The sequence below is a fragment of the Pseudarthrobacter leeuwenhoeki genome (assembly GCF_055412885.1).
In genome coordinates, this window is record NZ_JBVAYY010000019.1 from 1 (window position 1) to 23,705 (window position 23,705).

Annotated in this window: 26 protein-coding genes; 15 read left to right on the forward strand and 11 right to left on the reverse strand. The window is 62.0% G+C overall.

The genetic code is table 11. The features are described 5' to 3' along the window. Positions 1–271 precede the first annotated feature (271 nt). A complete protein-coding gene (locus ACZYX4_RS15295; RefSeq protein WP_463877378.1) occupies positions 272–466 on the reverse strand; it encodes a hypothetical protein in 195 nt (64 codons plus the stop codon). Positions 467–757: 291 nt separating this feature from the next. Between ACZYX4_RS15295 and ACZYX4_RS15300 the strand changes: the two genes are divergently transcribed. From ACZYX4_RS15300 to ACZYX4_RS15310, 3 genes are all read left to right on the forward strand, one after another. Further along, the gene (locus ACZYX4_RS15300) at positions 758–1,063 is read left to right on the forward strand and encodes a hypothetical protein (RefSeq protein WP_463877380.1); all 306 of its coding nucleotides are present in this window, start codon (positions 758–760) and stop codon (positions 1,061–1,063) included. Between the two features lie 617 nt (positions 1,064–1,680). Continuing rightward, positions 1,681–2,262 (forward strand): recombinase family protein, encoded by a 582-nt coding sequence (locus tag ACZYX4_RS15305; RefSeq protein WP_463877383.1) that lies wholly within the window; start codon positions 1,681–1,683, stop codon positions 2,260–2,262. 234 nt (positions 2,263–2,496) lie between these two features. After that, positions 2,497–2,796, forward strand: coding sequence for a DUF4193 domain-containing protein (locus tag ACZYX4_RS15310; protein WP_123255197.1), 300 nt, complete (start codon positions 2,497–2,499; stop codon positions 2,794–2,796). A 60-nt stretch (positions 2,797–2,856) separates the two neighbouring features. Here the strand turns inward: ACZYX4_RS15310 and ACZYX4_RS15315 are convergent, their stop codons facing one another. Further along, positions 2,857–3,195, reverse strand: coding sequence for a recombinase family protein (locus tag ACZYX4_RS15315; RefSeq protein ID WP_463877494.1), 339 nt, complete (start codon positions 3,193–3,195; stop codon positions 2,857–2,859). Positions 3,196–3,705: 510 nt separating this feature from the next. Beyond that, entirely contained in the window at positions 3,706–3,987 is a 282-nt protein-coding gene (locus ACZYX4_RS15320; RefSeq protein WP_463877385.1) for a hypothetical protein, read from the reverse strand. Between ACZYX4_RS15320 and ACZYX4_RS15325 the strand changes: the two genes are divergently transcribed. Together ACZYX4_RS15325 and ACZYX4_RS15330 are read left to right on the forward strand one after the other, a co-directional pair. After that, the gene (locus ACZYX4_RS15325; protein ID WP_463877387.1) at positions 3,988–4,827 is read left to right on the forward strand and encodes a hypothetical protein; all 840 of its coding nucleotides are present in this window, start codon (positions 3,988–3,990) and stop codon (positions 4,825–4,827) included. A gap of 161 nt (positions 4,828–4,988) precedes the next feature. After that, complete coding sequence (locus ACZYX4_RS15330; RefSeq protein WP_463877390.1) at positions 4,989–6,158, forward strand: DUF6544 family protein; 1,170 nt, start codon at positions 4,989–4,991, stop codon at positions 6,156–6,158. Between the two features lie 47 nt (positions 6,159–6,205). Here ACZYX4_RS15330 and ACZYX4_RS15335 read toward each other — a convergent pair whose 3' ends face one another. The 8 genes from ACZYX4_RS15335 to ACZYX4_RS15370 form a co-directional block, all read right to left on the reverse strand. Continuing rightward, the gene (locus tag ACZYX4_RS15335) at positions 6,206–6,586 is read right to left on the reverse strand and encodes a hypothetical protein (RefSeq protein ID WP_463877393.1); all 381 of its coding nucleotides are present in this window, start codon (positions 6,584–6,586) and stop codon (positions 6,206–6,208) included. Between the two features lie 630 nt (positions 6,587–7,216). After that, entirely contained in the window at positions 7,217–7,702 is a 486-nt protein-coding gene (locus ACZYX4_RS15340) for a hypothetical protein (protein ID WP_463877396.1), read from the reverse strand. Further along, positions 7,699–8,115, reverse strand: a complete 417-nt coding sequence (locus ACZYX4_RS15345) for an ester cyclase (RefSeq protein WP_463877398.1) — start codon at positions 8,113–8,115, stop codon at positions 7,699–7,701. Before ACZYX4_RS15345 ends, ACZYX4_RS15340 begins: the two co-directional genes overlap by 4 nt. 602 nt (positions 8,116–8,717) lie before the next feature. Then, a complete protein-coding gene (locus ACZYX4_RS15350; RefSeq protein WP_463877400.1) occupies positions 8,718–11,330 on the reverse strand; it encodes a helicase-related protein in 2,613 nt (870 codons plus the stop codon). A gap of 243 nt (positions 11,331–11,573) precedes the next feature. Next, positions 11,574–11,957 (reverse strand): ParB family protein, encoded by a 384-nt coding sequence (locus ACZYX4_RS15355; RefSeq protein WP_463877403.1) that lies wholly within the window; start codon positions 11,955–11,957, stop codon positions 11,574–11,576. Further along, positions 11,954–13,042 (reverse strand): ParA family protein, encoded by a 1,089-nt coding sequence (locus ACZYX4_RS15360; protein WP_463877405.1) that lies wholly within the window; start codon positions 13,040–13,042, stop codon positions 11,954–11,956. Before ACZYX4_RS15360 ends, ACZYX4_RS15355 begins: the two co-directional genes overlap by 4 nt. 1 nt (position 13,043) lies before the next feature. After that, complete coding sequence (locus ACZYX4_RS15365; RefSeq protein ID WP_463877407.1) at positions 13,044–14,660, reverse strand: hypothetical protein; 1,617 nt, start codon at positions 14,658–14,660, stop codon at positions 13,044–13,046. 375 nt (positions 14,661–15,035) lie between these two features. Then, complete coding sequence (locus ACZYX4_RS15370; RefSeq protein WP_463877410.1) at positions 15,036–15,239, reverse strand: hypothetical protein; 204 nt, start codon at positions 15,237–15,239, stop codon at positions 15,036–15,038. 263 nt (positions 15,240–15,502) lie between these two features. On the opposite strand from ACZYX4_RS15370, the gene ACZYX4_RS15375 reads away from it, so the two are divergent. The 10 genes from ACZYX4_RS15375 (at position 15,503) to ACZYX4_RS15420 (ending at position 23,697) form a co-directional block, all read left to right on the forward strand. Further along, positions 15,503–16,339 carry an oxygenase MpaB family protein gene (locus ACZYX4_RS15375; RefSeq protein ID WP_463877412.1) on the forward strand — a complete coding sequence of 279 codons (837 nt, stop codon included), beginning with the start codon at positions 15,503–15,505 and terminating at the stop codon, positions 16,337–16,339. After that, the gene (locus ACZYX4_RS15380; protein WP_463877414.1) at positions 16,336–16,872 is read left to right on the forward strand and encodes a hypothetical protein; all 537 of its coding nucleotides are present in this window, start codon (positions 16,336–16,338) and stop codon (positions 16,870–16,872) included. Before ACZYX4_RS15375 ends, ACZYX4_RS15380 begins: the two co-directional genes overlap by 4 nt. A gap of 86 nt (positions 16,873–16,958) precedes the next feature. Then, positions 16,959–17,882 carry a DUF6545 domain-containing protein gene (locus ACZYX4_RS15385; protein ID WP_463877415.1) on the forward strand — a complete coding sequence of 308 codons (924 nt, stop codon included), beginning with the start codon at positions 16,959–16,961 and terminating at the stop codon, positions 17,880–17,882. Then, positions 17,879–18,307 carry a hypothetical protein gene (locus tag ACZYX4_RS15390; protein WP_463877418.1) on the forward strand — a complete coding sequence of 143 codons (429 nt, stop codon included), beginning with the start codon at positions 17,879–17,881 and terminating at the stop codon, positions 18,305–18,307. The genes ACZYX4_RS15385 and ACZYX4_RS15390 overlap by 4 nt, the downstream gene beginning before the upstream one ends. 578 nt (positions 18,308–18,885) lie before the next feature. Beyond that, positions 18,886–19,965, forward strand: coding sequence for a CHAP domain-containing protein (locus tag ACZYX4_RS15395; protein WP_463877419.1), 1,080 nt, complete (start codon positions 18,886–18,888; stop codon positions 19,963–19,965). Continuing rightward, positions 19,962–20,480 carry a hypothetical protein gene (locus ACZYX4_RS15400; protein ID WP_463877421.1) on the forward strand — a complete coding sequence of 173 codons (519 nt, stop codon included), beginning with the start codon at positions 19,962–19,964 and terminating at the stop codon, positions 20,478–20,480. Before ACZYX4_RS15395 ends, ACZYX4_RS15400 begins: the two co-directional genes overlap by 4 nt. Positions 20,481–20,520: 40 nt before the next feature. Beyond that, positions 20,521–21,984 carry a MinD/ParA family ATP-binding protein gene (locus ACZYX4_RS15405; protein ID WP_463877424.1) on the forward strand — a complete coding sequence of 488 codons (1,464 nt, stop codon included), beginning with the start codon at positions 20,521–20,523 and terminating at the stop codon, positions 21,982–21,984. Between the two features lie 34 nt (positions 21,985–22,018). Continuing rightward, entirely contained in the window at positions 22,019–22,633 is a 615-nt protein-coding gene (locus tag ACZYX4_RS15410; RefSeq protein ID WP_463877426.1) for a DUF6668 family protein, read from the forward strand. A 12-nt stretch (positions 22,634–22,645) separates the two neighbouring features. Next, entirely contained in the window at positions 22,646–22,915 is a 270-nt protein-coding gene (locus tag ACZYX4_RS15415) for a hypothetical protein (RefSeq protein WP_463877428.1), read from the forward strand. A gap of 29 nt (positions 22,916–22,944) precedes the next feature. Continuing rightward, positions 22,945–23,697: a DUF8175 domain-containg protein gene (locus tag ACZYX4_RS15420; RefSeq protein WP_463877431.1), complete on the forward strand. Its 753-nt coding sequence runs from the start codon at positions 22,945–22,947 to the stop codon at positions 23,695–23,697. The last annotated feature ends 8 nt before the right edge of the window (positions 23,698–23,705 follow it).

Genomic DNA, 23,705 nt, shown 5'->3' on the forward strand with positions numbered 1-23,705 from the left:
CCATCGTGGCCGTGAAACGTCCCGGAGGCATCTGGGGCCATACCACCGCACAAACGGTGCTCTACGACGACGACCAGATCATTGTCCAGGGCAGGAAAGCCAAGGCCGAACGGTTCAGCACCCTCCCCTGAACCGTCACAGTCAGCCGGACCCGGCGCACCGCAGGAGGACAGGTACCAGCACCTGGCCGAAGGACCTCATCGCGCCGGCCTAACCGGATGATCGGCACCTCCCGTGCCGGACGCCATACGAACAAGCGCCCCACCGCCGATCAATCTGACGGTTTTGTCCGGGATTCGCGCTGGTGGTTTTCGAGCTTCTTCTCGGAGTCCCGGCGACGCTGGCCCACGGTGCGCATCGGCTGCGTGACCGGCCTCTTCGGGTTCTCTTTATCCAAACCCTGGACACGGCCTTCCTCGCCGCCCGGAAAAGTCCCGTCCGCACCGGAATGTGTGTTCTCGCTCATACATGCATCCTCCCACCCGGCAAGCCCGGGTACTAGGCGAACCGGGTCAGAGCCAGTAACTGTCGACCCCGGCCGGCAGGGACCGGGCCCGTATCGGGAGGGCCGAGTCAACAAACGACGGGCGGACACGAGAGGCATGTGCCGGTCCAGGGCGGGCCTCCCCGGCTCAGGCTGCCGGACCCCGGAAGGAGCGCCCAGCCCCAGCACGGTATCACCGGCGGCCCCTACCCCAGCGCCAGGCCCTGGCCCGGCACTGGGCTTAGCCTGCTTGCTCTCCCCCTGCCTGTTAGCGTGGAAGAGACCGTAAGTAGATACCGACAAGAACGGGAGCAGTTGATGAACACTCGAATGAGCGAACTCGAAGAGACACTGAACGACGGCAGCGGTCCGAAGGCGATACCGGTCACCGGACACCCCGCAGGTCCAGCGGGCCCGAAGAAAAACGGATCAGACCGTGATGGCGGTCAGCCTGAAGCTGCCACAGACAACGATCCAGCTACCGGGCACCAGACGATCACGCCCGGTCCCGCGGAAGAAGAAAACCGGCGGGAAGCAGATGACCGCGGGCTGACCACGGACACCGGCTCCAGCGACTGACGCGTGCACCTTCGGCACACGCTGATCCTGCTTTCCACCTTTGAACTCCATGTCGCCGCTCTTGCCATGCGTCAGCGGTCTGCGCCGAAGGTCGAACCGCCGCCGAAGTCCGCTCAGCACGGCGGGCGCCAGATCGCCAGGTTCCGTGATTCTCTGGGGGTGTCCGGCTGGCGCATCTCTTAGCCCAGTATTGGGAGGGCGGACAGACGCAGACCAGGCTGCGCTGCCACCAGCGCCTTGCCGGCAGTTGTCTTTCCCACGCCGAAGGTTCCGTTGATCCAGATCATCATGTCGCCGACGGTACCTGCTTCCAGAGGACGTCGGCAGGTGTTGAGTCGCGTGTCTACGAAATGTCGACCGGGGCCCGTTCAGGGTTGCTTCCCCTTAAGCTGCCGGATCCTCGCTACGTTGGCAGTCACGACCTGGCCTGGGTGCAGACAACTTCTGACATTCCGTGCAGACGACTCCTGAAATCGACAGGCGACGACCGGCAGTGCCCGAAATTTCGTGGAATTGAACGAATTTTTGCACGGCCGGTGAGTCTCGTAACTATGTCTCGAAAGCTTCTGGTTGAATCAGTGTATCCACCATTAGTTACGAGACACGTCGGAGAGCCCATGACAAAACTGATCGGCTACGCGTGCGTTTCGACGCGGCAGCAGTCCACCGACCGGCAGCAGGTGGACCTTCTAGCCGCCGGCGTCCGCCGCGATGACCTTTACGTGGATCACGGTGTCTCCGGGGCGCGGGCTTCACGACCCCAGTTCGATCGAGCACTCGACGCGCTGATTGACGGAGACACCCTCGTCATTACAACACTGGACCGGCTTGGACGATCCACCCAGAACATGCTTTCCTTCGCCGACGAACTCCGCGGTCGAGGTGCTGGTTTGCGCGTCTTGAACCTGGGCGGTGGCGACGTCGATACCGCAACACCCATGGGTTCGATGCTGTTCACGATCATGGCCGCTCTCGCCCAAATGGAACACGAGATCAAACGCGAACGCGTCACCGACTCCATCAGCAAACGCAGAGAAGCCGGAAAGGACCTTGGCGGCCGGCCTCGCCAGGTCACCGAGAGTCAGGTTCGAAGCGCTGTCCGCCTGGTAGAAGGCGGTGAACCCGCAGCACAGGTTGCCCGCGATCTCGGAATGTCACGAGCAACATTTTATAGACGGTCGCGAGCACTCAAGGACTAGCCGCATCGCATCACTCTCCCTGAAGGCGAGACCAAGCGATCACGGAACGCCGCCAAGGAGCGATCAAATCCACCAAGCCAACGGTGCGAAAACCGCCAAACTGAGCTGTGAAAAAAGCCGCCAATCCGAACTAACAGTCACAGGGTTGATGCCGCCAAGAGTGGGGGAATCATACGCCGATGCTGTACGTTCACCTTGCTGTAACCAACACAAATGAAAAGAGAAGCACCACAAGTGGCAACCGATTATGACGAAGTCCGTTCCGACGTCAAGGAATCACAGGACCGCTCGCTCGAGGCGCTGCAGTCCGAGAACGCACCGGATGCCCGGATCGTGCGTGACCTGGACGAATCAGACTCCATGGATGATGGAATCATCCCGGGCGGCGAAATCGTCAACGACGAACTCATCGTCCAGGTTATCCCCCAGGCAGCGGACGAGTTCGTCTGCTATTCCTGCTTCCTGGTCCGGCACCGGTCCCAGCTCGCCCGCGAAAAAGACGGCCACGCGTACTGCACCGAGTGTGAAGGCTGAACCGCCGGCCCAGAGTTGATTGCCGGTTCGAGATGGTCTGGGAGGCCCCGGAGGACGAGGTCACCCTGCCGTCGGCCGCGAGTTGAGGGCCGTCCTTGCCACTGCTATCCCCGGCTTGACGGCATTACTGTCAAAGACTGCACTGCGGTCAAAGCTGAATTTTCTTCCGGAATCCGATCCGCGTCCGCCGCGAGGGATCGGAAACCTGCACCCTGTTCTCGATGACGTCCAGGACGCACTGGCGGAGAGTTGAGGACGTTCCACCGTGGATCCGCTGACTCCGTTGCCCGGAGAGGTCCGCGCTGCGCCGACGGCCTGGAGTGCAGTGAACTGCAGATCAAGGTTCTGATCCGTGGTGGAAACTCTCGCGCACCCGACAACAGCCATGGCCGTCCCCATAGTTCTCTTAATCCCGAACAATTAGCCGTTGTGAAACCAAGTGTTGTTGAACGGCGTTTCGAGACAGCGACTGCCCGTGTCGCCACGGGAACGTCTGGAGCCCCAGGAGAGCGGCCCTGCCGTCTCAGTAATGGATCGTATTTGAGATGGAATGTGTCATCTTCCCACTAGAAGCGCCCCTGGTCGGCGTCGAGTCGGTCCTTCTCCCCTACACCCACTTTTCAGTCCTCATGCGGCCGGACAAACGCCTGGCAGCCGTCACCGCACTTGTCGTTTTCAGAAGTCGTCTGCACGGAATGTCAGAAGTCGTCTGCACCCGGACTAGGTCGTGACTACGCCGTCGAACACGAACGCTGACAGGTTCCACCATTTGCCGCGGAGGCGCCCATGATGGAGGTTTTGTTGGCCATGATGATGATCAGATGCCCAGCAACGGGGCGATCAGCACGGCGTATCGCGCCCTGAATCGTCTGTCGAACGGCCCAAACGTCACCCCGATGATCACAAGGCTCACCCCGATGCCGTGCCCGAGTAGGAGATCGGCCCCGACAGAGAAACCTCATAGTAAAAGAGACCTACAGCCACTTTTCCGACGCCGTGCACGGTCGCGGCAACGAAATAGCTGCGCTTCGACAGTGTGGAGGCGATGGAGATTAACACGCTGAAGATCATGCACGGCACCCAGGTACACAACGAACCACCAGGGCGAGACATGACGAGCCCGACGGCCGAGGGAGGTATCCCGGCTGAGAACAGAAAATTGATCGCACCGATGCCGGTAGCATCAAGCACATGAATAACTTACCCGTCGCTGCGTACCGGCTCTCCGGGGCATTGGCGATCGTGGCATTCGCGGCTGCCGCAACCTCGTTTTTCATCCCCGATGTTCTTGGGGGTCCGCCCGTTGCCCAGGGCAACCTCCGCGGTACCGCACTGGTGATCATGGTCCTCGCGATTCCAGTGCTCGTCGCTGCGATGTTCTTCACGCGGCGTGACTCGGCGCGGGCGCTGGTCCTCTGGCTGGGGGCACTGGCATACATCAGCTATCAGGGCGTGCTGTTCCTCTTTGCCACCCCGTTCAACAGCCTTTTCCTGATTTACGTCGCGATGCTGTCATTGGCGTTCTGGTCCATCGTGGTGATCGTTCGGAAGATGGACCTTGCAGCATTCCGCGCCAGCTTCGACGATGGACTCCCGGCCCGCAGCATCGCGACCTATGCCACCGTGCTTGCTGTACTCAATGCGGCGGTGTGGTTGCGGACCATTGTTCCGGCCGTCCTCAGCGAGCAGCCGGCCGCCTTCCTCAATGGCTCCGGGGCGACCACGAATGCGGTCTTCGTGCAGGACCTCGCGATCTGGTTGCCCTTGCTTATCAGCGGCGCATGGTGGCTCTGGAATCGCCAGCCGCTCGGCGAAGTGGTCGTCGGCGGGATGCTTGTGATGCTGGTGCTCGAGGCCATCGGAGTGGCCTCCGATCAGTGGTTCGGCGCCAGCGCCGATCCGAGTACCCCCTTCGCGTCGATGGCAGCCGTTCCTATCTTCCTGGTGCTCGCGGTAATCGGAGCGGTCCCGCTCTTTTTCTACCTCAAGCACCTAAATACAGCTGCCGGACTGAAAGAACGAAGCAACTGATTTAGGCGCTCGGCCATTGTCCGCTTCCTCGACAGTGCGGTGCTCGTCATCGCACCGCCTTCCGCTCGGCTACGTGGTCGCCGCTGACCGGACCGCCGCATCAACGTTCCCAATGAACATTTCTTAGCCCGCTGCCCATGTTGAACGTTAGGAAACCACCCGTGCCACAGTCCTGGCGTGCCCATAAATCTCCGGTCGGGGTGGTCATGAAAATTGCCTTCGCGGCCTTCCTCGTCGCTCACGCGCTCATCCACCTGATCGGTGCTGCAAAGGGTTTTGGGTTCGCCGACGTTCCCCAACTGACGGAACAGATATCTGCGCCGCTGGGTGTCCTCTGGCTAGTGGCGGCAGCCCTTCTCCTAGCCGGCTCGGTTGCTCTCTTCGTCCTGCCAGAACGATGGTGGGTATTCTGCACCGGGGGCATCGTTGTCTCCCAGATCGTGATTATCTCGTCCTGGGCAGACGCCGCCTACGGGACGATCGTCAACCTCATCCTGCTCGTCGGCGTCGCCTTCGGCTACCTCTCGCGAGGGCCGCAGAGCTTCCACGCCCAGTACGAGCGCGACGTCTCACAAGGGCTGGCCCGGGCCGCCCAGTACCCGATACTTACCGAAACCGACCTCTCCCGGCTTCCCGCGGTGGTGCAAGGCTACATTCGGCTCAGCGGTGCGGTCGGTCTGCCAAAGGTTCACAACTTCTTCGCCCGCTATCACGGGCAGATCCGCAGCGGACCGTCCGCGCCCTGGATGTCCTTCACCGGCCGACAAAGCAACTTCTACGACCGATTCTCACGCCTGTTCCTCATGGACGCCTCACGGGGGGGCATGCCGATCCAGGCCTTCCACCGGTTCATCGGGCCCTCCGCGACCATGCGGGTGAAGCTCGCATCAACCGTAACGGTGGTCGATGCTCATGGGCCGGACATGGACGAGGCCGAGACGGTGACGCTGTTCAATGACCTCTGCGTGTTCGCGCCAGGCGCGCTGGCCGATCCGGGAATCCGGTGGCGCGAAATCGATTCGCACACCGTCAGTGCGTCCTTTACCAACGGAAGCCACACCGTCAGTGCCGTCCTTTCGTTCAACGATCGCGGGGAGCTCATAGATTTTGTTGCTGACGAACGCGGGGCGGCGTCCGCGGACGGAAAGTCGTTCACCAAAATGCGCTGGTCCACCCCGCTGGGGAGCTATCGACAGTTCGGACCGCACTGGGTTGCGGAGCGCGGCGAGGGAATCTGGCACGCCCCCAGCGGGGACTATTCCTATCTGCGTTTCGTCCTTGACTCGATTGAGTACAACGTCACCGCACGGCCTGGCAGACAGCGCTTATGAGTTCGCCATCGGTTGCACCGTCAGGCGCCTCGACGGAGTGAGGTGTGCTACTGATGTGAGACACAGTTTGAAAGGATGGCGCTCACGTTCAACGCCACCACGTCGACAACCACGGTGACCACCGCCGGCGTCACCAGAACCGTGGTCACGGGGACGCTGGGTGCCGCGGCGAGCGGGGCCGGAAGCATCCGCACCGCCAGCACGGCCGCCGCGATGGTGTGGACCTCGACGTCGTCCCTTACCAGTACATCCGGCGTTGCGTGCTCCCTAGCCCCAGCAACCGAAACCGGCACTCTCGACAGATTTCTAACCAGGATGAATGCATGGACATCTACGGGGAGCCATGGATGCGGTCCCTCAGGCGGAAGCGCCCAATCATGGTGGCCGTGGAGCGCGTCGCGGACTTGTACGGCTCCAACCTTTGTCATCGGTATCAGCTAATCCGCCACCATGAGCTGTGAAAAAGCAGCCATTCTTGATGAACAGTCACAAAGACCAGCCAAACGATGGAAACGCGTCGTCTCAGTTCCGCAGCTCACGCACGTGCCGTTGCTGTTACTAACGGCAAAAGGATCGGCCGGCCCAGCGTGATCAATCCAGCGAAGCTTGCCTATGCCGCCCACCTTCGGGACCAGGAAAATCAGTCCATCTCCGAGATCGTCGAAGCCACGGGCATCACCCGCTTGATTTTGTCAATCTGACTTGAACCCACTTTGGTGGGAAATCGCAGCTTGATCGGGGCCCGCGATGAACGAGGTCGCGGAGGCGTTGGGGCCCCGGAATGTGACAGTTCCGTTAGGCCAATCCCGGCGGGGTGCCGTGTACTCGAAATCAGGGGACCGAGTGCCGCCTGCTGCCAGATAAGAACCACCATGATCCCGGACCCTTATGGGTGGACGGGGTTACTTCACCCTTTGAGAAGGGTGCAATCGCTGCCTCACCCGCGTGTTGCCGCGAATCGGATTCCCGGGATTTCTGCGCCCCGGCCAGAAATCCCGAAGACGGTTTGGACGGTCAGGGGTGCAACGGGGAAGTCTGCCCGTTGCACCCCCGGCGGGTCAACGGGGGCGGTCGGCGGCCGGGTCCAGGGCGTGCAGCGCCGCGCCTGTCACAATGCCGTAGGCCAGATGCGGGATGATGTCGCTGGCCCAGTCCGCGGGAGACCAGGTGCGGGGATCGGTAATTCCGAGAACGATCATGGGACCGTTACTGCCGATCAGTGCGCCGGCCGCCGCAGTCAGTGACGAAGCGAGGAGTCCTGGCCGGTATCCGACCTCCCTGACAAGTCCGAGGACCGCGCCGACTCCGGCGCCGACGACAAGCCCTGTCAGCGGGCCTAGCCCGGCCAGCCGGTTCGTGCGTTCTTCCTCGTTGCCGGGGATCTTGACCCCTGTGACGTCGGCCAGTTTTTCGACGGTGGCCTCGGGTGTGCTGCTGGCAGGGCGGGCACGCCAGACCATGTCCAGGTAGGTGAGGGTGTTCAGGACTGTAGTCCCGGCGGCGCCTGCTGCGGCCCCGGTGGCTAGTGCGCGGACGATTTTCATGGCTGCGGGGACAGCCCGAGTTGGGTGAGCATGCCCAGCTGGTCGCTGCTTCCCCAGCGCTCGACGAGTTGGCCGTCTTCGAAGCGTCCGATCTGCATGCCCCGGATTTTGAAGCTCTTGCCGGTGGGCGGGTGGCCCATCAGCGGCCCCTGATGTGTCCCGGTGATCGTGTAGGCGAACGCGACGTCGACGTCGGTGGCTGTGAGGTGTTCGACGTCGAGGTGCAGATCCGGAAAAGAAGAGCGCAACCCTGTGAACAGGTCCTTGAATCCCTGCGGGCCCGGTCCTTGTCCCGGTGCCGGGTCGTGGTCGACACAGCCGGCCGCGACGACGTCGTCGAATTCTTCGAGTTTGCCGCTGTTTACAGCGGCGCCGAAGCGCTCCTGAGCGTGGATATTGGCGTCCCTGGTCATGAATCCTCCGTTTATGGTTATCAGGCCGGTCCGTGCGGAACGGTCCTCGTTGTCATCTGTCATCGTGCGCGCTGGTCTGCCCGGGAGCAAGGGCTCCCCTCGTCTATTCAGCACTCCTAAACTCACTCCGGTCGGGGGGCATTCGAGTTCCACTGTTCACGCTTCATGGCCTCCAAAGAATGGCCGCCAGTGATGAGTGGATTCACTACAGCGACGAAGTTAGTTATGAAGTCTCCAAAATGACCACGGAACACCCGGCCAGGATAATCCGGGAGGCAGCTCGTCACGTGATTGATCGCAGCCATCACGAGGACAACGGAAGCAAAAAGGCTCTTGAGGAATACCCGGATCCACAACCGTCAGCTGAACTCGCATGACGAAGCATCCAGAGTCCCACCGCCGTCCCCCCTGCTCTGCGTAGCCAACATTCTCGGCGAGGAGTCCACCTACATCGCCGCCAGGCCGCCGACTGCGGAGGCCCAGTTGATCAGCACCCAACGGCGTGCAGGGACAGGAATCGACAACGCGGATATCAGCGCATACGTGAAGCCGACGACATCGGGGCGATAAAACCACTTTTCTCGATTCAAACGGCAGGGGATTTAGCGCCCATACTCGGTTTGTTGTTGGCGGTGCTGGTCCGGGGTACGCGGTTGGGCGGTTGTGCCGGTGGAGGCCGCGGTGCCGGGTTGTGGCGGGAATGAGGCATTCATGAGCCGTTGCATCTTTTCCATCCGGGGGTCGATTTCGGCCGGAGGTTCCGATGGTGCTGGTTCTTCGGGTTTTGCTGCGTCGGCCATGAGCTGGTTGATCCGTGCCGAGTCCGCCTGGGCGGCTTTGAGTGCGTCGGCGTGCTTGAAGGGTTCCGCCAGGGCCTTCCCTGCTTGTTCCACGTGGGTGAGTGCTTCGTGCCGGCGTCTTTCGACGTCGGCTGCCAGCTTTGGGAGCGATGAGACCCTGTTTTCGAGTTGCCTGATGGTGCCTAGATCGGCTGACAGGAGGCTGCGGCGGGCTATTTGTGTTGTTGCCCTGGGTACTCCGTCGATGCGTACTTCGACGGTTGCCCTGTCCAGGTCCCGGGCCGGCATGAGGCGGGCACGGAGGTCGTGGCCGCCAAGGGTGGCAATCGTTCCAAGCTCGTCGTAGCCGTAGAGATTCATGAGCCGGTGGCCGTGCTTGCCGGCCCATGCCCGGAGCGCTTCGGCCGCGTCCCCGCGGTTATCGAGGGATTTGCCGTCGACGGTGGCGTTGAAGGCGTCCGCTGTGGTGTCGATAGTCCGCGCCGCTGCTGCCTGGATCAGGGGCAGGTCGCCGGCGGCCGCGTCGGCGGCCGATTGTTCGCCGCGTTTGGTGTGGGCGACAGCAACCATGTTGCGGTTGTAGGCCCGGTCCAGGCGGCTCAGGCGGGCCAGTTCCTGGTCGGCGACGGCTTTTTCCAGCACCAGCGGGTTACCGCTGGTGCTGGCTTTCGCCTGGGCGAAGTTCAGGGTGTTGTCCCCGATGTCTTCGATTTCGCGCACGTCCAGGCGCCCGCGCATGATCTGGTTGATGAACCGGGACTTTCTTTCAAGTCCCTGCCACATGAAGGAATCGAAGGATTCTTTGGTGACGACCTGGGAGATGCGGACCTCGGGGTTCTGGTTGCCTTGGCGCAGGATGCGGCCGTGGCGTTGCTCGACGTCCGAGGGCCGCCACGGCGCGTCCATGTCCACTAGGTGCACGGCGCGTTTTTGAATGTTGGTGCCCACACCCATTTTTGAGGTTGATCCCATGAGCACGGCGATCTGTCCGGAGCGGGCGGCGGCGAAGAGCCGGCCTTTCTCGGTGTCGTTCTTGGCGTCGTGGATGAACCGGACCAGGTGTTCGGGCACGCCGCGGCGGCGTAGCTGGTCTTTGAGTTCGCCGTAGACGTTCCACCGGTCAGAGGGTGTGCCGAAATCGCAGAACACCAGCTGCAGGGCACCGGGCACGGGGTCCGGTTCCCCGGTTTTCGGGTCGGTGTAGATGCGGTCCTTGTGCTCTTCGTACACGCTGGCCAGCAGCTCAGCGGTGGCGCTGATCTTGGTGGGCCCTTGCTGGAACAGTGCGGGGTCAACGAGTCTCATGTCCAGTGCGGCTTTACGGCCGTCTGAGGAGACTTTGAGCATGTTGTCTTCCTCGGCGTCCACGAGCTTTTGCTGGATGCGGTCCACCCGCTGGCCGATGTCCTGGATGTACTCGCGCAGTTCGGGGCTGGGTTCCACGGTGAGCATGTTCGGCTGCCGCAGCCCGTCCCCGTCGCGTGCGGCGAGGGCCGGGACGGGGAGCTTCAAGTCCTCGGCGGTCTTCACATCCGCAAAGGTGTAGAACATTTTCAGCAGCTCGGGGACGTTCTGGAATTTCGCGAACCGGCTCTTGAGCTTGAACCGGTCACCGCCGGCTACTGAGAGTTCCATTTCCTCGACAACCTGCCCAAAGGTTGCCGCCCAGGTGTTGAAGTCCTGGATTCCTGCAGCCTGGAGCAGATCCGGGCGCAGGTAGCGCTGCATAACGTACATTGCCGTGACGGAGTTCGCGATAGGTGTCGCTGTGGCCCCGGTGATCACGCGCCGGCCCTCGCGCTGGCGCAGCAACTCTGTCTTCATATGCAGGTCCGATGCACGGTTGGAGCCCTGGATTCCGGCGCCGGGGATGTTGCTGGGCGTCTCCAGGTTCTTGTAGTCGTGCAGCTCGTCCACCACGAGGTAGTCAATGCCGGTTTCCTCGAAGCTGATTCCCGGATCGGCGGGGGTATCGAGCTTGGCTTTGAGGCGTTCTTCCCGTCCCAGGACCACCTTTTCGAGCCGTTTGACGATACTCGCGCTGGGCTGTCCGTTCTCCTGGCCGCTGTCCCTGACGGCTTCCAGCTCGGCCCGAGCCTGGGCGACTTCGGCCCTCATATACGCGGCTTCAGCTTCAGGGCTCAGGCTCACGCGCTGGAACGCGGTGCGGGTCATAACCACGGCGTCCCACTCGTTGGCCGCCGCGCGGGCCACGAACTGCCGGCGCTTATCCCCGGCAAGATCACTCGATGACGCTGCGAGGATGCGGGCCTGCGGGTAGATCTGCAGCCATTCGGTGCGGTCTGGATCGACGCCGGCACGCACCAGGAGTTCGTCCGGGAAATCCTGAACGACGCCTACGCCACGGTCTCCAACGCCGCCGGCTCCATGTGGGACGTCAAAGCCAACCGCCACACCCTGGCCGCACGATCCTCCTCTGGTGCCGCCCACAGAGCCTCAAAGCTCAGCTGACCATCTACTTGCTTCTTACGCCCTGCCATCGGCTGTCCCCTTACCCAGAATGGTTCAGGGGCCACGCTAGCCGGGTTGGTGCCGCATTGCCTGTTCTGGCCACATCACCGGCGTGAACCGTGCGGGACGTCTACTGGCGAGAGTTGAATTGTTTTGACGGCATTACTGTCAAAGACTGCATTACAGTCAAAGCTGAATTTTCCGCCCGGGTGCAAGGTTCTGCGCCCCGCCTTGAAACTGGCTGCCTTCGTTGTAGAGGCGTTCGCGTCGTTCCACTTCCATGAGGACTGCGCGGGAAATGAAGTCCGACCAGCTCCGATCCATCTCCTTGCCGCTCGTTCCCGTGTAGGCGGCTTTTGCGCGCCTTAGGTCATCCGCGGCCATGTAGAAAGTGATCTGTTTGGGGGCGGTGTCCGGCAGCGGGTTAGGACGCAACGTCGCAGAGGCCGCAGGTGCGTCGCTGCCCGTAGTCGCTGAGTCCCTGTTTGCTTTCATCAGGTTCTGGACGGCGAGGTTGTCAGCATTCCGACGGGGCGGCACGCCGATGGGTTTGCGGTTGCTTTCAGTCATGATGCGTTCCTTTCCTCGGCTGCTTCCAGGCGGGCAACGAGTTCATTGGTGATCTGGTACAGGTCTTCAGCGACGTTGGCGGCCGACCGAGGCTGGCTCTGGCCGGCTTCGGCCGTACCCTTCAGCACCTCGTACCATTTGGGGGCAGCCTTGACTTGCTCTTCGAGCTCATGGACCAGCACTCCCCTATCGCGGGCTGCCTGGGCCGGAGCTTCCGCATGTCGCACCATGCCGTTGAATAGCACGGCATCCGTACCAAAGGTCTCTGCAATGGCGTCCCGCGTCGTCCGGTGAACGTTGGTAGCGGTCGAAGATGTAGCAGTGATGATGACGCCGAGCAGGTCCAGGTTCGGGTTGACGTCAATGACCGTATCCAGACGTTTGGCGACGCCGATAAGTCCTTCGCGGCCGGCTTTGTCCGTCTTAGTCGGTACCACTACGTACGAGGCCGCACCGAGGGCTGCAACCTGCAGGGGTTCATTCCCGGGCGGGCAGTCGATAAAGATGATGTCATATTCGGCCGCGATCGGGGAAAGCGAACGGGCGAGGGCCAACTTTGCCTTGCTGCCATCCTTACTGCTCTGCGCGATAAGGCCGGCAGCTGCCTGGTCAAGCTCCGCTCCCCCGGGAACGACGTCTAGATTAGGGCGGATGTCTTTCAGTGGCGCTAGCCGCGTCCCGAACATCAGGCTCTGAGCAAGGGCGCTGCCGTCGTCGTCCTGGGTTCCGTGCCTGTAACCAAGATCCAGGCCCAGGTTTCCCTGCGGATCCATATCTACGAGCAGGACCTTCCACCCGGACACTGCGAGCAGAGCACCCACATTTGCCGTCAGGGTCGTCTTCAGTACTCCGCCCTTACCGTTGACGAAGCCGCAGATGCGGTCCATGCCTGTGCGGTCGAACGCTGTTGTAGCTGTCATGTTCCCCACCTTAGTGCAAATACTGTCAATACCGTCAATACTGTCTTTGAAGTCTTTACAGTCAAAGACTTTTTTGCGGTCAATACTGTCTTTGAAGGTATTGACGTCTTTACTTGCAATGCTGGCATTGCAGTCAATGACGTCTTTACTGTCATTCGGTGGCAAGTCAGGCAGCTCGCCACAGCGTTCCGATCAGGTCCAGTTCGGCTTCCGAGGGTGGGATCCAGTAGAGATCAGAGTCAGGTTCGTTCACTTCGTGTTCCGCGAGTTCGGGTGCGAGGTTTCTGTCCAGCCATGCGTGCCAGGCTGCACGTTGCTTTCGATGGATGCTGATCTGTTCTGCGGCGTCGTCCAGCGCCCCGAGACGCCGGGCCAGCGCTGTCAGGCTGGTCCCGGCTGTGATGCTCCAGTGCCCGTGCCGGCGTCCGATCATGTTGTAGCTGCTCATGGTAGCGAGTGCCGTTTCAACGGCTGTGCGGCTGAGTCCTGTGGACCGGACGATTCCTGCTGTGGTGGGGGAGAGGCGTCCGCGTTCAATGGATTCGTAGACGAGGGCGGCGACGTCGCCCAGGGCCCGGAATACAGGGCGGATGCCGTGGATTTTTCCGCTGCGCCAGGAGAGCTCCCGGGCGAGTTGTTCAAAGTGCTGGGGGAGTTGGATCACGTAGGTATCGGCGTTGCGGCCGCGGGCATCGGCAATTTTGGTCAGGATGCCGTCTGAGGCTTGTTCCAGCATCGGGAGCAGCCTGGAGATCGTGCCGTGGTGTTTGCCAAGCGCAGTAGCGAAGGTGCGGCAGCCGACATCCAGCAGGTCAGTCTCCATGGTTCGCATGTAGCCGAGCACTGCGCGTAACAGCAGGCGCAGGCTGAGGCCTTCGCGGCCGCGTTCTTTGAGTCTGTGGTCCAGGACTGCGTAGAGGATATTTTCAAGATCGTTCACGAGCTGGTGGGCAGCAGCTTTGCTGCTGGTTCTGCTGCCCCCCCCTGTGGGTACTGGGGGGCTTGTGTCGTTTATACGGGCATTCCTTCTGCCGGCTGACGGGGTTCCCGGTTTTTGGATCCAGCGGCAGGCCTCAGCCCACTCTTTATCGAGGAGGCGTTCCTGCTTCTCGGCGTCGGTGTAGAGGGCTGCGAGGCCGGGGAACTGGCCCCCCATTTCGAGGCGGACTTGATCCAGGGTCCAGCCACAGGAGGCGAAGTGGTTCAGCACAGCCATGCGGGCTTCTGACGGGCTGGCGTACCTGGCGGTGTCGTATAGCCCGGTGCGGGCCGCCAGGCGCAGGGGTGCCTGGCTTCCACCAAAGGGGAGCGGACTAACACCGTTAGCCCTCGCCGGGGCTGCCAGCTTGGCGGCGCGGGCCTTTAGCTCGCGTGCACGTTTGAGCTCCGGTGCCAGATGGCGTCGGAGGGCCGCGACAGCGTGGACAGGGTTGCGGCGTCGCAGCACGTCGTATGCCTCGTTCAGGGGCGTGACGAGTGTCTGGTGTCCGCCGCGTTTGTGGGCGCTCCCCGGGACCCGAATGCAGCCGTCGGTGACGTTCTGGTGCGGGCTGGGGTCAAGGCTGGCTGCTATCCGTGCAAGGGCTTCGATCAGCTCGCGAGCCGCCGGGGCTTCCATGCGCTCGGCCAGGGGAATGTAGAGGTGGCGTCCGCCGCTGGGGGAGTAGTCCGCGATGTAGCGGATACCGCAGCCTTCCAAGATGCTCCCGAGGTGTCGGGCATCGTCGTCGACGACGCCCTGCAGTGCTTTGGAAGTGTCCAGGTCAAGGCAGAGAGTCGCCACGGAGCCATCTGCTCCGTGAATGGGAACGGCCGCCGGCTGCTTCGGCAGGGATGCGGTGATCCGGGGCGGGTTTAGCGGCCGGGGGTACTGAAACCGGCCTTTTATCCATCGTCCCGGGCGGTAAGTCGGTGAACCAGCGATTAATGGAGCGAGAGCCCATGCCATAGCGGGCGTGACTTGACGCGCGGGTTGCAGCGCGTCAGTTATTGACGGCACGGGCGCTACAGGTACCATAGACAACAGCTAGTCCTTTCGGGGTATAGCGATTGGAGCGCCCCTCACGGGGAGCTTGGATAAGTTCAGATCGCTGATCCGCCAAGATGTGGATCTGAACGCATACTTTTTGAAGGCCCGCCTAGTGCGGGCCTTCAGTCTTTAACTGGCCTTAGCGATAGGCAATGACTCCTGGCCGTCGAGTTCATCGAAGTTGATAGTGCTTAGGTGGTCATGCAGCAGACGTGCGAGAAGCTCCGACCGGCTCTCAGAAGTGATTTCTACGACTCTGCTGAGCTTTTCGGCATCCGCGCGCGGAATTTTGGATGTGACAGTCAGGCGATCGCCTTTATGCATCCGTGCCATGGATCCTCCTAAGTTTTGCGTATCGGTCCCTAGCCAATAGCAATCCGATTGCCTTAAGTGGGATGTGAACCCGGCGTGTCGGATCAGGAGCGGCCCTCTCGATCACTTGCTATCGCCCAACCACTATAATCAAACCTTGGACATGTCTAAGGGTACACGGGCATACGCAACGTCTCTGGAGCACCTTTCCTGTCTCTGGCCGGGTCCACGAGTGGGCCGTCTATCCTCTTTTTCGGGAGTTTGAATTGATGCACGCAAGCCGAGTGGAAAGTATTGCCCGGCAAAAAACGCTCGGCCGCGGCCAGTACGAGGACATCTATCGTCAGTTCGTGCTCTTCGACCTGGCCGAAGACATGGACATGGGCTTCTTCTTGGCCTACTACCGAAACTTTTCCGTCCCTTCGCTGGCCAAAGCGCTGGAAGCGACGGGGGAGATTCGCGCACGTCCCCAGAAGAGGTCTTATGACACCGCGATCGTGATCTACGAGATCATCGCCGGAGGGCTTGATAGCGAGCGGGGTGCTGCAATGGTTGCGCTCTTGCGTAACGTGCATAAGGGCGTGCCTGGGAGCAACGCTGACTTCGTCTATGTCCTGATGACGATGCTGGTCGTCCCGATTCGGTGGGTGGACAGGCACGCCTGGCGCCAATCCCTGGACACCGAAAAACAAGCGGCTGTGGACTTCTTCGCTGAGCTCGGAACACGCATGGGACTGCAAGATATCCCCAACGACTTCGCAGGCGCGGAGGATTTCCTGGACAGCTACGAACAGGAATACGTGGCGGCGAGTCCGGCCGGGCTGAGCTTGATGAGCTCGACTCTGGGCGTTCTTCGCGGACGCCTGCCGGCGCCCGTGCGTCCGGCCACAGAATTGATCCTGTCTGCAATGCTCGAAGACGAGAGGCAATCGGCAGCACTGGGCCTTCCCAAACCCAATCCCTTCGTTGCGAAGACGCTGGCTGGACTCTTGAAGATCAAGGCCGCCGTGTCATCCAGGCGCCCCCTGAGGACGACGGCGCGGTTCAGGCCCGGCTTGTCAGGTTCTTCGCAGTACCCCTCCGGTTACACGCTCCAAGACCTGGGACCCGTCAAGCCATGACTCCGCTTATCGCCCCTAGCTACCTCGGATTGGTTCAATCAACTATCTCCGAGCTCGGTTTGCCTGAAAAACTGACCTTGGATGGGCTGCGCCACATCGTCTCCACAAGGCGCGCGCGGAAACTGGTGGTCCGGAGAACCGAGGAACTTGCGGGCAGCCTGGTCTGCGCCATGACGTACTGCAACGAGAGCGTAGACCTCGTCCTGTTCGCGCCCGCCGATGAACGCCGGCGGGAGGACCATTACGTGTGTCACGAATTTGGTCATCTGCTACTGGGCCATCACGAGCGGGCCCGAGGAAACGTAGCGCGTCCTATGCCTCTTCTGGGTTCGGCGATGGTCACCAGCCAGCTGCAGGTAGACGACGTAGAACCCAAGCTGCTGGGACGGCGCCGGTCCGCTACGTGCTCAACATTTACTGTGGTGGAAGAGAAACGCGCAGAGAGCTTCGCGGACATCATTATGGACCGTATCTGGCGCGCCAATCTCCGCCCCATGGATGAGCCGTCAAAGTTCGCCGAGGTGTTCGGGTGATGAGTGTACTTGTGGCCTGTTGCCTGGGGCTCCTGACACTTCTGAGAGTTTCGGCTCTCTGGAATCCTCCTGCGCGGCCGGCTTTCATGGCTTCACTTTTCGCTACAGCAGGATTCACCCTGTACATCGAGCCGGTCTACGCCGCTGTTGACCCAATGATGGGAGGCCGCAATCTCACCGGGTTGATTCTCGCCCTGTCCGTCCTCGCAGCCTTCTCGCAACTGCATATAGCTGTCACCAGCGCTGCCGGTGCATCCGCAAATATCGTCGCCAACGCCCGCCGAGGTTCCTCTCGACGGCACAAAGTGGCCTGGATACTCGCATCTCTGATTCTTATAGCTGGATTCTTCATGAGCGACCTTCCCGTCACCAGCCCCTCGTTGATGCGCACCTATGGATCCCAACCGGGCATGATGATCTTCCTCGTGGCCGCCTCTTCCTTCATCGCTTACACCAGCGCCAGCATCGTCGGAGTTCTCGTCAGGCATCTTCGACAAATGTCCGCTGCCTTCCGGTTCGGTTTCTTCCTCGTCTGCGCCGGCTGCCTGGGTGCTATCTCCCTTCTAGCAGCAAGATCTGTGCTGCAACTCGTGGCCGACCGCTCCGTTCAGGAATCGTTTTCCCCGTCCTACGGCGTCGGCCAGGCGGTGGCCGTTATCTGCGTTGCAGCAGGGCTTTCAACCTCGCGTTTGGTCGGCATAGGACACGCGGTCTCCTTCGACATCGCTGCCAGGTGGCATTTGCTTCGTCTGCTTCCCCTCTGGCGAGCAGCCACCAGAAAGAATCCGAACTTGGTGCTCCACAACGGCAAACTGCCTGTAGCGGATGTTTTCAAGGCCAGACCCCACACAGCTCTGCAACGCCGAATAACGGAAGTCCGAGACGGCCTTCTGGTTGATCCAGCTGGGCTTTCGGATACGTGGGCCACCCACGGATCGATCCTCATTCAAGCAGAACGACTGATGAAGGCACCGCTAACACCTTCAAGTACTGATAGGACCGCAGCATGATCAACAACCAGAACGCGTCCAAACGGCGAGAAGAGCTATCCCGCCGTTTGGACATCCTCATGGACGTCGTCGTCGCAGAGGGTGGACAACCATACAAATTTGCTGACATTCAGTCTGCGCTTGCCGCTAAGGGCGTCGGTTTGTCGCGTGCACGCTGGTTCTATATGCGGGAAGGAACCGGGGCTACCGTAACGGATCCCAAGCTTCTATCAGCCCTGGCCGACTTCTTCGGTGTCCCCGCGGCATACCTTTTGGACTCGGATCCCTCCCTGCCAGCCAGAGTGGAGGCTCAGCTCAAACTCTTGAAGGCGATGAGAATCGCTGAAGTCCGCAGTTTTGCGGCCCGAGCACTCGGTGACCTTTCACCGGAGGCAACAGAGGCCATCGCCAAAATTCTCGAGGACGAAATGAAATCAACGGACTAGTTGCATTAGCCATGTCTAAGACATGGCTATCCTTGATCTATGACCTACCACTCATGCAGGGCCCAATCCCGCAGAGCAATGGAGCGATACACGCCCTGGCTCAAGGGGGCGACCTCAGATTTGCACGTCACGATTCCACCCCCAGCGCATACGACCGAAGACTCTCTAGCAGCGCCTCAATGCGCGGTAAATCCGCCGAAAAGGCGTGATTCAGCCGACCTGTCGCGGTACCGACGACAGGGGTTTTCTTCAGCACGCCAGCTCCCGCAAGGACGCCTGCAGCCTTACTTAGGGTCACCGGCGAAAATTCGCCCAACTCTTTGGCAAGCTCAGCACGCGTAGCGGGTTCACGCCTGCCTGCCAGGTGGTGGATAAGGGCAAGGTTGACCCCACTACCGAAGACGGTTTGAGCAGTCGCTACCGCGTCATTCCATGCGGGGTCTGCGGGCTTAACCAGTCGGGGCATATCGAACATCCTACTTGTCGCACTTTGTTGTTAGCTCAGGCCAATGCGGTCGATAGAGTGATACTTAAAGTATTGCTATAATATTTTAGATAACACTAGGAGGGGGACTCGAGTGCAACCCAAGGGATTCATCATCGGCGCAGGCGTAGCCGCCCCCTTGGCAGTCCTTGGGCTCATTTCGTCCATGCTTCTTCTGCTGGGGCCCGCGAAACCGGCGTCGGCTGACTGCGGTCCGGCCGTTTCCGTCGTCATCGACGGCACCACCAAAGTTGACGGCTATACCCAGGAACAGCTCAAGAATGCCGCCGCGATCATGGGCGCCGGAAAGACGCAGGACGTCTCTGTCAACGGGCAAATCATCAGCGTGATGGTGGCCCTGGGGGAGTCGGGGTTGCGGGTGCTGGATACCGGCGACGGCGCCGGCCCGGACTCCCGCGGGTTGTTTCAACAGCGCGACAACGGCGCATGGGGTTCCTACGCAGACCGCATGAACCCCACCACGAGCGCAACCAACTTCATCAAAGCCCTGAAAGGCGTGGCCGGATGGGAGCTGCTGGAACCGACCCTTGCCGGCAACAGGGTCCAGCGCAACGCCGACCCCTACCACTACCAGAAGTACTGGCCCGAGGCCGTCAAACTCGTCCAGGCGCTCTCAAGCTCGAACTTCTCCCTGCAGGGCAGCGACTGCGCCGTCCCCGGACAATCCGGCGCGGGGGACGACTACCCGTGGAAGAACTCCCCGACCTGGCTACAGGCCGGCGCAAACACGGCCAGCACCTCGCCTCTGGGCATGTACTACCGCGAGTGCGTGGACTTCGCCCTCTGGCGGGTCAACCAGCAGATGGGTTCAACGAAAGCTCCGTTCAAGTTCCTCAACGGCTCCTTCCGCCCCGACGGACAGGGCCTCGGCTCGGCCCTGACCTGGAAGGCCGGCTGGGACGCCAAGGGCTGGGACTCCGGCAGAACACCCCGGGTCGGCGCCGTTGTCTGGTACGCCCCCGGCGCCGGGGGAGCGGACCCGAACTTCGGCCACGTCGCGGTGGTCAAGGAAGTCAAGGACGACGGGACCTACGTCGAAGAGGGCTACAACGGCAACCCGGCCCCGGATGACCACAGCTACTACACCCGGACAGTGGCCAGCACTGTCCCCTCAGCTTTCCTGTATCTGCCCACTCAAGAGGAGAAGAAGTGAAAAAGCCTTTGGCCCTGCTCGCCATGGCCCTGTTCTGCGTTTCGTGCGCACCGGCAGCGAGCACCACGACAGCTCCGGCAGAATCAGCCAGCACCAAGACCACATCGTCCGCGCCCGTCTCACTGAGCGCCAACAGCGGACCACAGGCGCCAGGGAGCACGGTCCCGGCCACGACCGGCATCACCTGGGACGAAGCCAGCAAGGGCAAAGCCGTGGAAGTCGCAGAGAAGGCAATGACGGACTTTGCCCGCCCCACCGTGGAAGAGAAGCAGTGGGCCAATGACCTGGCCCGCTGGCTGACCCCGCAGGCCACCGCCGACTACTCGGCGGTCGATCCGGCCAACATCCCGGCAAGCCGCGTCACCGGCCCCGCCACCCTGAGCGTCGATGAAACCAACGGCTTCGGCGTCATGGCAGCGGTCCCCACCAATGCCGGGACCTACACGGTGCAGCTGCTCCGCACCGGCAAGGACGCCCCGTGGAAGGTCAACCGACTCACCCCACCCGCCTCCTAAGCCCCGCCCCCTCTATCCCACACACGTAAGGAAGAAGCTCATGGGCACTACACCAACGCAAGTCATGGCCTTTCCCAACATCCGGGCCATCGTCCGCGACAACGGCACCGCCGAGGTCGTCGTCGCGGGCAACTCCCGCGTCGTCCCGGCCGGGGATTCCGTACAGGAACTCCGCAACAACGCCCTGGCCCTCATCGTCGGCGAAGCGCAGACGCTGCAGCGGCCCGTGCGGGTCCGCATTGAGGACCCCGAAGGGCACGGTGAACTCATCGTGCACCCGGACAACAAGATCGAATCCGTATCCTACGAGCCCGCTCCGGCACGCCGCCCGGCAGAAGCCTCCGAAACCACACCCGCGACCGCAGCGCCGACCATCATTGAGACCGTCCCCGCACCCGCACCCGCACCAGATCCCGCGGCCGCTCCGGTAGAGACCGCGCCAGCTCCTGCCCCTGCAGCATCGGTGGACGCCCAGCCGTGGCCGCCTGCCCCCGCGACGGCCACCCCGGAACCGCAGACAGCTGCCGTTGTTGAGGAAGCAGCGCCAACCCGGCTCAGCTTGAAGGAAACCTCGTTTCTGGTCAGCGCCCCGGTGCTGGAACCGGCCACCCTGGGCTGGCGGGGCACGCTCACGCGCCTGGGGTTCCGGATGGATCCCTCCGAGGAAGAACTCTCCGAGCGGGAGGATGTTCGCGCGGTCAGCCAGCACTGGCCCGGTCCCCGGACCATTGCCGTGGTCAATCGCAAGGGCGGGGCGAACAAGACACCGACCGTGGTGATGCTCTCGGCCATCCTTGCCCGCTATAGCGGGGCCGCCACCGTGGCGTGGGATAACAACGAGTCCCAGGGCACCCTCGGGTGGCGAACGGAAAAGGGCTCCCACGACCGAAGCGTCCTGGACCTGATTGATTCCTCGACCGAGCTGCTGTCCCCTTCAACGAACGCGGCCGAAATCGCCAAATTCGTCCATCACCAGACGGCGGATAAGTTCGATGTCCTGCGTTCGGATGAAAACGAAGAAGGCGACCACGAAGTGACCGCCGAGGAAGTCGACATCGCCCACCAGGTGCTCACCCGCTATTACCGGCTCGTGGTCATGGACTCCGGCAACACCGCCCGGGCCGCGAACTGGCGGCGGATGATCGACCACACCAACCAACTCGTCGTACCCGTGACGGCCATCGAGGACCGCGCCGAAGCCGCCCGGTTGACGCTGCAGACCCTGGAATCCCGTGGCGGCCACGACGCGGAGCTGGCACGCAACGCCGTCGTCATCGTCTCTGAGTCCACCGACGCCAAGCGCAACATGACCGGGGACGCCGTGAAACGCGCCAAAGACGAAGCGCAGCGAATCGCTGACGGCTTCGAACCCTTCGTCCGGGCCGTCGTCCGGATCCCTTATGACCCTGCTCTGGTCAACGGCACCATCCGCTACGAAGCCCTCCAGCCTGCCACACAGCGGGCATGGCTCGCGGCCGCGGCCGCCGTCGCCGCCGGCTTCTAAACCACTCATCAACGGACTTTGAAAGGAGGCAATCGTGCAACAGTCTCTGAACCCCTGGATCACCCGTCCGGCCGCCGCCGACGGCGCAGACACGGCAGCCCCGGATACACACGTGCCGCCTGCGGCCGTGATCAGTGCGCCGCTGAGGGGAATGGTCGAACCCGACACTGCAGACCGTCTGGCCAGCCGCGCCGTGACAGGCTCTGCAGCCCTGTGGGTCACCGGCGCCCACGGGGGATCCGGTGAAAGCCGCATCGCGGACCTGATCGACGGGGCACGCATCACCGATCACTGCTGGCCCGTCCTTGAGGACGGCAGCACCCCGCAGGTGCTGTTGGTCTGCCGTGCAGATATGCGCGGCCTGACAGCTGCCCGGAACGCACTGACCCAATGGGCATCAGGAGCGGCGCCCGCACTTGATCTGCTCGGCCTCGCCATTCTGGCGGACGCACCGGGGAAGACTCCCAAACCCTTGCGGGACTTCGCCGCCATCGTCGGCGGGGGAGCACCCCGGCTTTGGACCCTGCCCTGGGTCGAGGCCTGGCGGCACGGAGACGCCACAACCCCACCGTCGGCCCGCGAATACCAACGCTTCATCACTGACTTAGCAGCCTTGGCTGCCGACACCACCCCAAGCACCACCAACTGAAAAGGTCTCACCATGAACTCCTTCTCCGCACTGGCAGCAAGCGTCATCCCCAACCCCACCCCGGTCGTCCCGGCCGAAGCTGGCGGACTGCTCACGGTCCTGAACTGGGCCTCCGGCATCGGCCTGGTCCTGGGCGTCCTCGGCGTCATCATCGTCGGCATCGGCATGGTCATCCAGCTCCAGCGCGGCGAGGGCGGCCAGTCCCTGGCCAAGCTCGGCTGGGTCCTCCTGGGCTGCATCATCATCACCGGCGCCGCCGGCATCGTCCGCGCCTTCGTCTAAACCAGCACCAACAAAACGGGAGGTTCACCATGAACCAGTCAACAGAGAGCACCACCGAAAGCAATCCGTTCACCAAACCCGGTTTCATCATTGCAGCCGCGCTGGTGGTCGCGCTGATTGCAGCAGCCGTCATCATCTTCCTGATCCCCAAAGGACAGGACAACGCCCAGCAGGCCCCCGCTGCATCGCCGGACAGCGCCTCCGCAGCACCTACGACGTCAGCAGACACGGCTGCAAGAAGTATTTGCGGGCTGCCCTCAACTCCGGAGACAGCACTGGGAACAGCGCCGAAATCCAAGTGGGAACTCGTCGGAAAAATGGCCGCACCCACTGATCCCAAGACCTTCGGCCCGGGACTGACCGACGGGGATGGCTTCCGATCCTGTTTCGCGAATTCCCCCACCGGCGCACTCTACGCGGCCACTAACATGATCGCCCTTGGCTCTTCCGGAACACAGGATGAGCTCAAGCTCGCCGACAAACTTCTGGTGCCGGGTCCCGGGCGTGACGCGGCTATTACGGAGGCCAAGACGCGGACTTCCACTGCGGGACGCGGTGAGACCGCTCAGGTCAGCGGCTTCCTGATCAAGTCCTACAGCCCGGCTGAAGCAGACGTCGATCTGGCTATCAAACTCCCGAACGGTGCGCTGGCGCATTCAGTCCTTTCGCTTCGCTGGGTAGACGGAGACTGGAAGGTCAAAGCCTCCGATGACGGCCAAATCTTCAATGGTGTCGCCCAACTCGATGATTTGAGTGGCTTCATTCTCTGGTCAGGCGTCTGACATGGCTG

Bases quoted from the DNA above. Each gene is read 5' to 3' on its own strand.
- ACZYX4_RS15295 (WP_463877378.1), bottom strand. From the start codon at position 466: ATGAGCGAGAACACACATTCCGGTGCGGACGGGACTTTTCCGGGCGGC.
- ACZYX4_RS15305 (WP_463877383.1), top strand. From the start codon at position 1,681: ATGACAAAACTGATCGGCTACGCGTGCGTTTCGACGCGGCAGCAGTCC.
- ACZYX4_RS15315 (WP_463877494.1), bottom strand. From the start codon at position 3,195: ATGGGGACGGCCATGGCTGTTGTCGGGTGCGCGAGAGTTTCCACCACG.
- ACZYX4_RS15325 (WP_463877387.1), top strand. From the start codon at position 3,988: ATGAATAACTTACCCGTCGCTGCGTACCGGCTCTCCGGGGCATTGGCG.
- ACZYX4_RS15335 (WP_463877393.1), bottom strand. From the start codon at position 6,586: ATGACAAAGGTTGGAGCCGTACAAGTCCGCGACGCGCTCCACGGCCAC.
- ACZYX4_RS15340 (WP_463877396.1), bottom strand. From the start codon at position 7,702: ATGAAAATCGTCCGCGCACTAGCCACCGGGGCCGCAGCAGGCGCCGCC.
- ACZYX4_RS15345 (WP_463877398.1), bottom strand. From the start codon at position 8,115: ATGACCAGGGACGCCAATATCCACGCTCAGGAGCGCTTCGGCGCCGCT.
- ACZYX4_RS15355 (WP_463877403.1), bottom strand. From the start codon at position 11,957: ATGACTGAAAGCAACCGCAAACCCATCGGCGTGCCGCCCCGTCGGAAT.
- ACZYX4_RS15370 (WP_463877410.1), bottom strand. From the start codon at position 15,239: ATGGCACGGATGCATAAAGGCGATCGCCTGACTGTCACATCCAAAATT.
- ACZYX4_RS15380 (WP_463877414.1), top strand. From the start codon at position 16,336: ATGACTCCGCTTATCGCCCCTAGCTACCTCGGATTGGTTCAATCAACT.
- ACZYX4_RS15385 (WP_463877415.1), top strand. From the start codon at position 16,959: ATGGCTTCACTTTTCGCTACAGCAGGATTCACCCTGTACATCGAGCCG.
- ACZYX4_RS15390 (WP_463877418.1), top strand. From the start codon at position 17,879: ATGATCAACAACCAGAACGCGTCCAAACGGCGAGAAGAGCTATCCCGC.
- ACZYX4_RS15405 (WP_463877424.1), top strand. From the start codon at position 20,521: ATGGGCACTACACCAACGCAAGTCATGGCCTTTCCCAACATCCGGGCC.
- ACZYX4_RS15415 (WP_463877428.1), top strand. From the start codon at position 22,646: ATGAACTCCTTCTCCGCACTGGCAGCAAGCGTCATCCCCAACCCCACC.
- ACZYX4_RS15420 (WP_463877431.1), top strand. From the start codon at position 22,945: ATGAACCAGTCAACAGAGAGCACCACCGAAAGCAATCCGTTCACCAAA.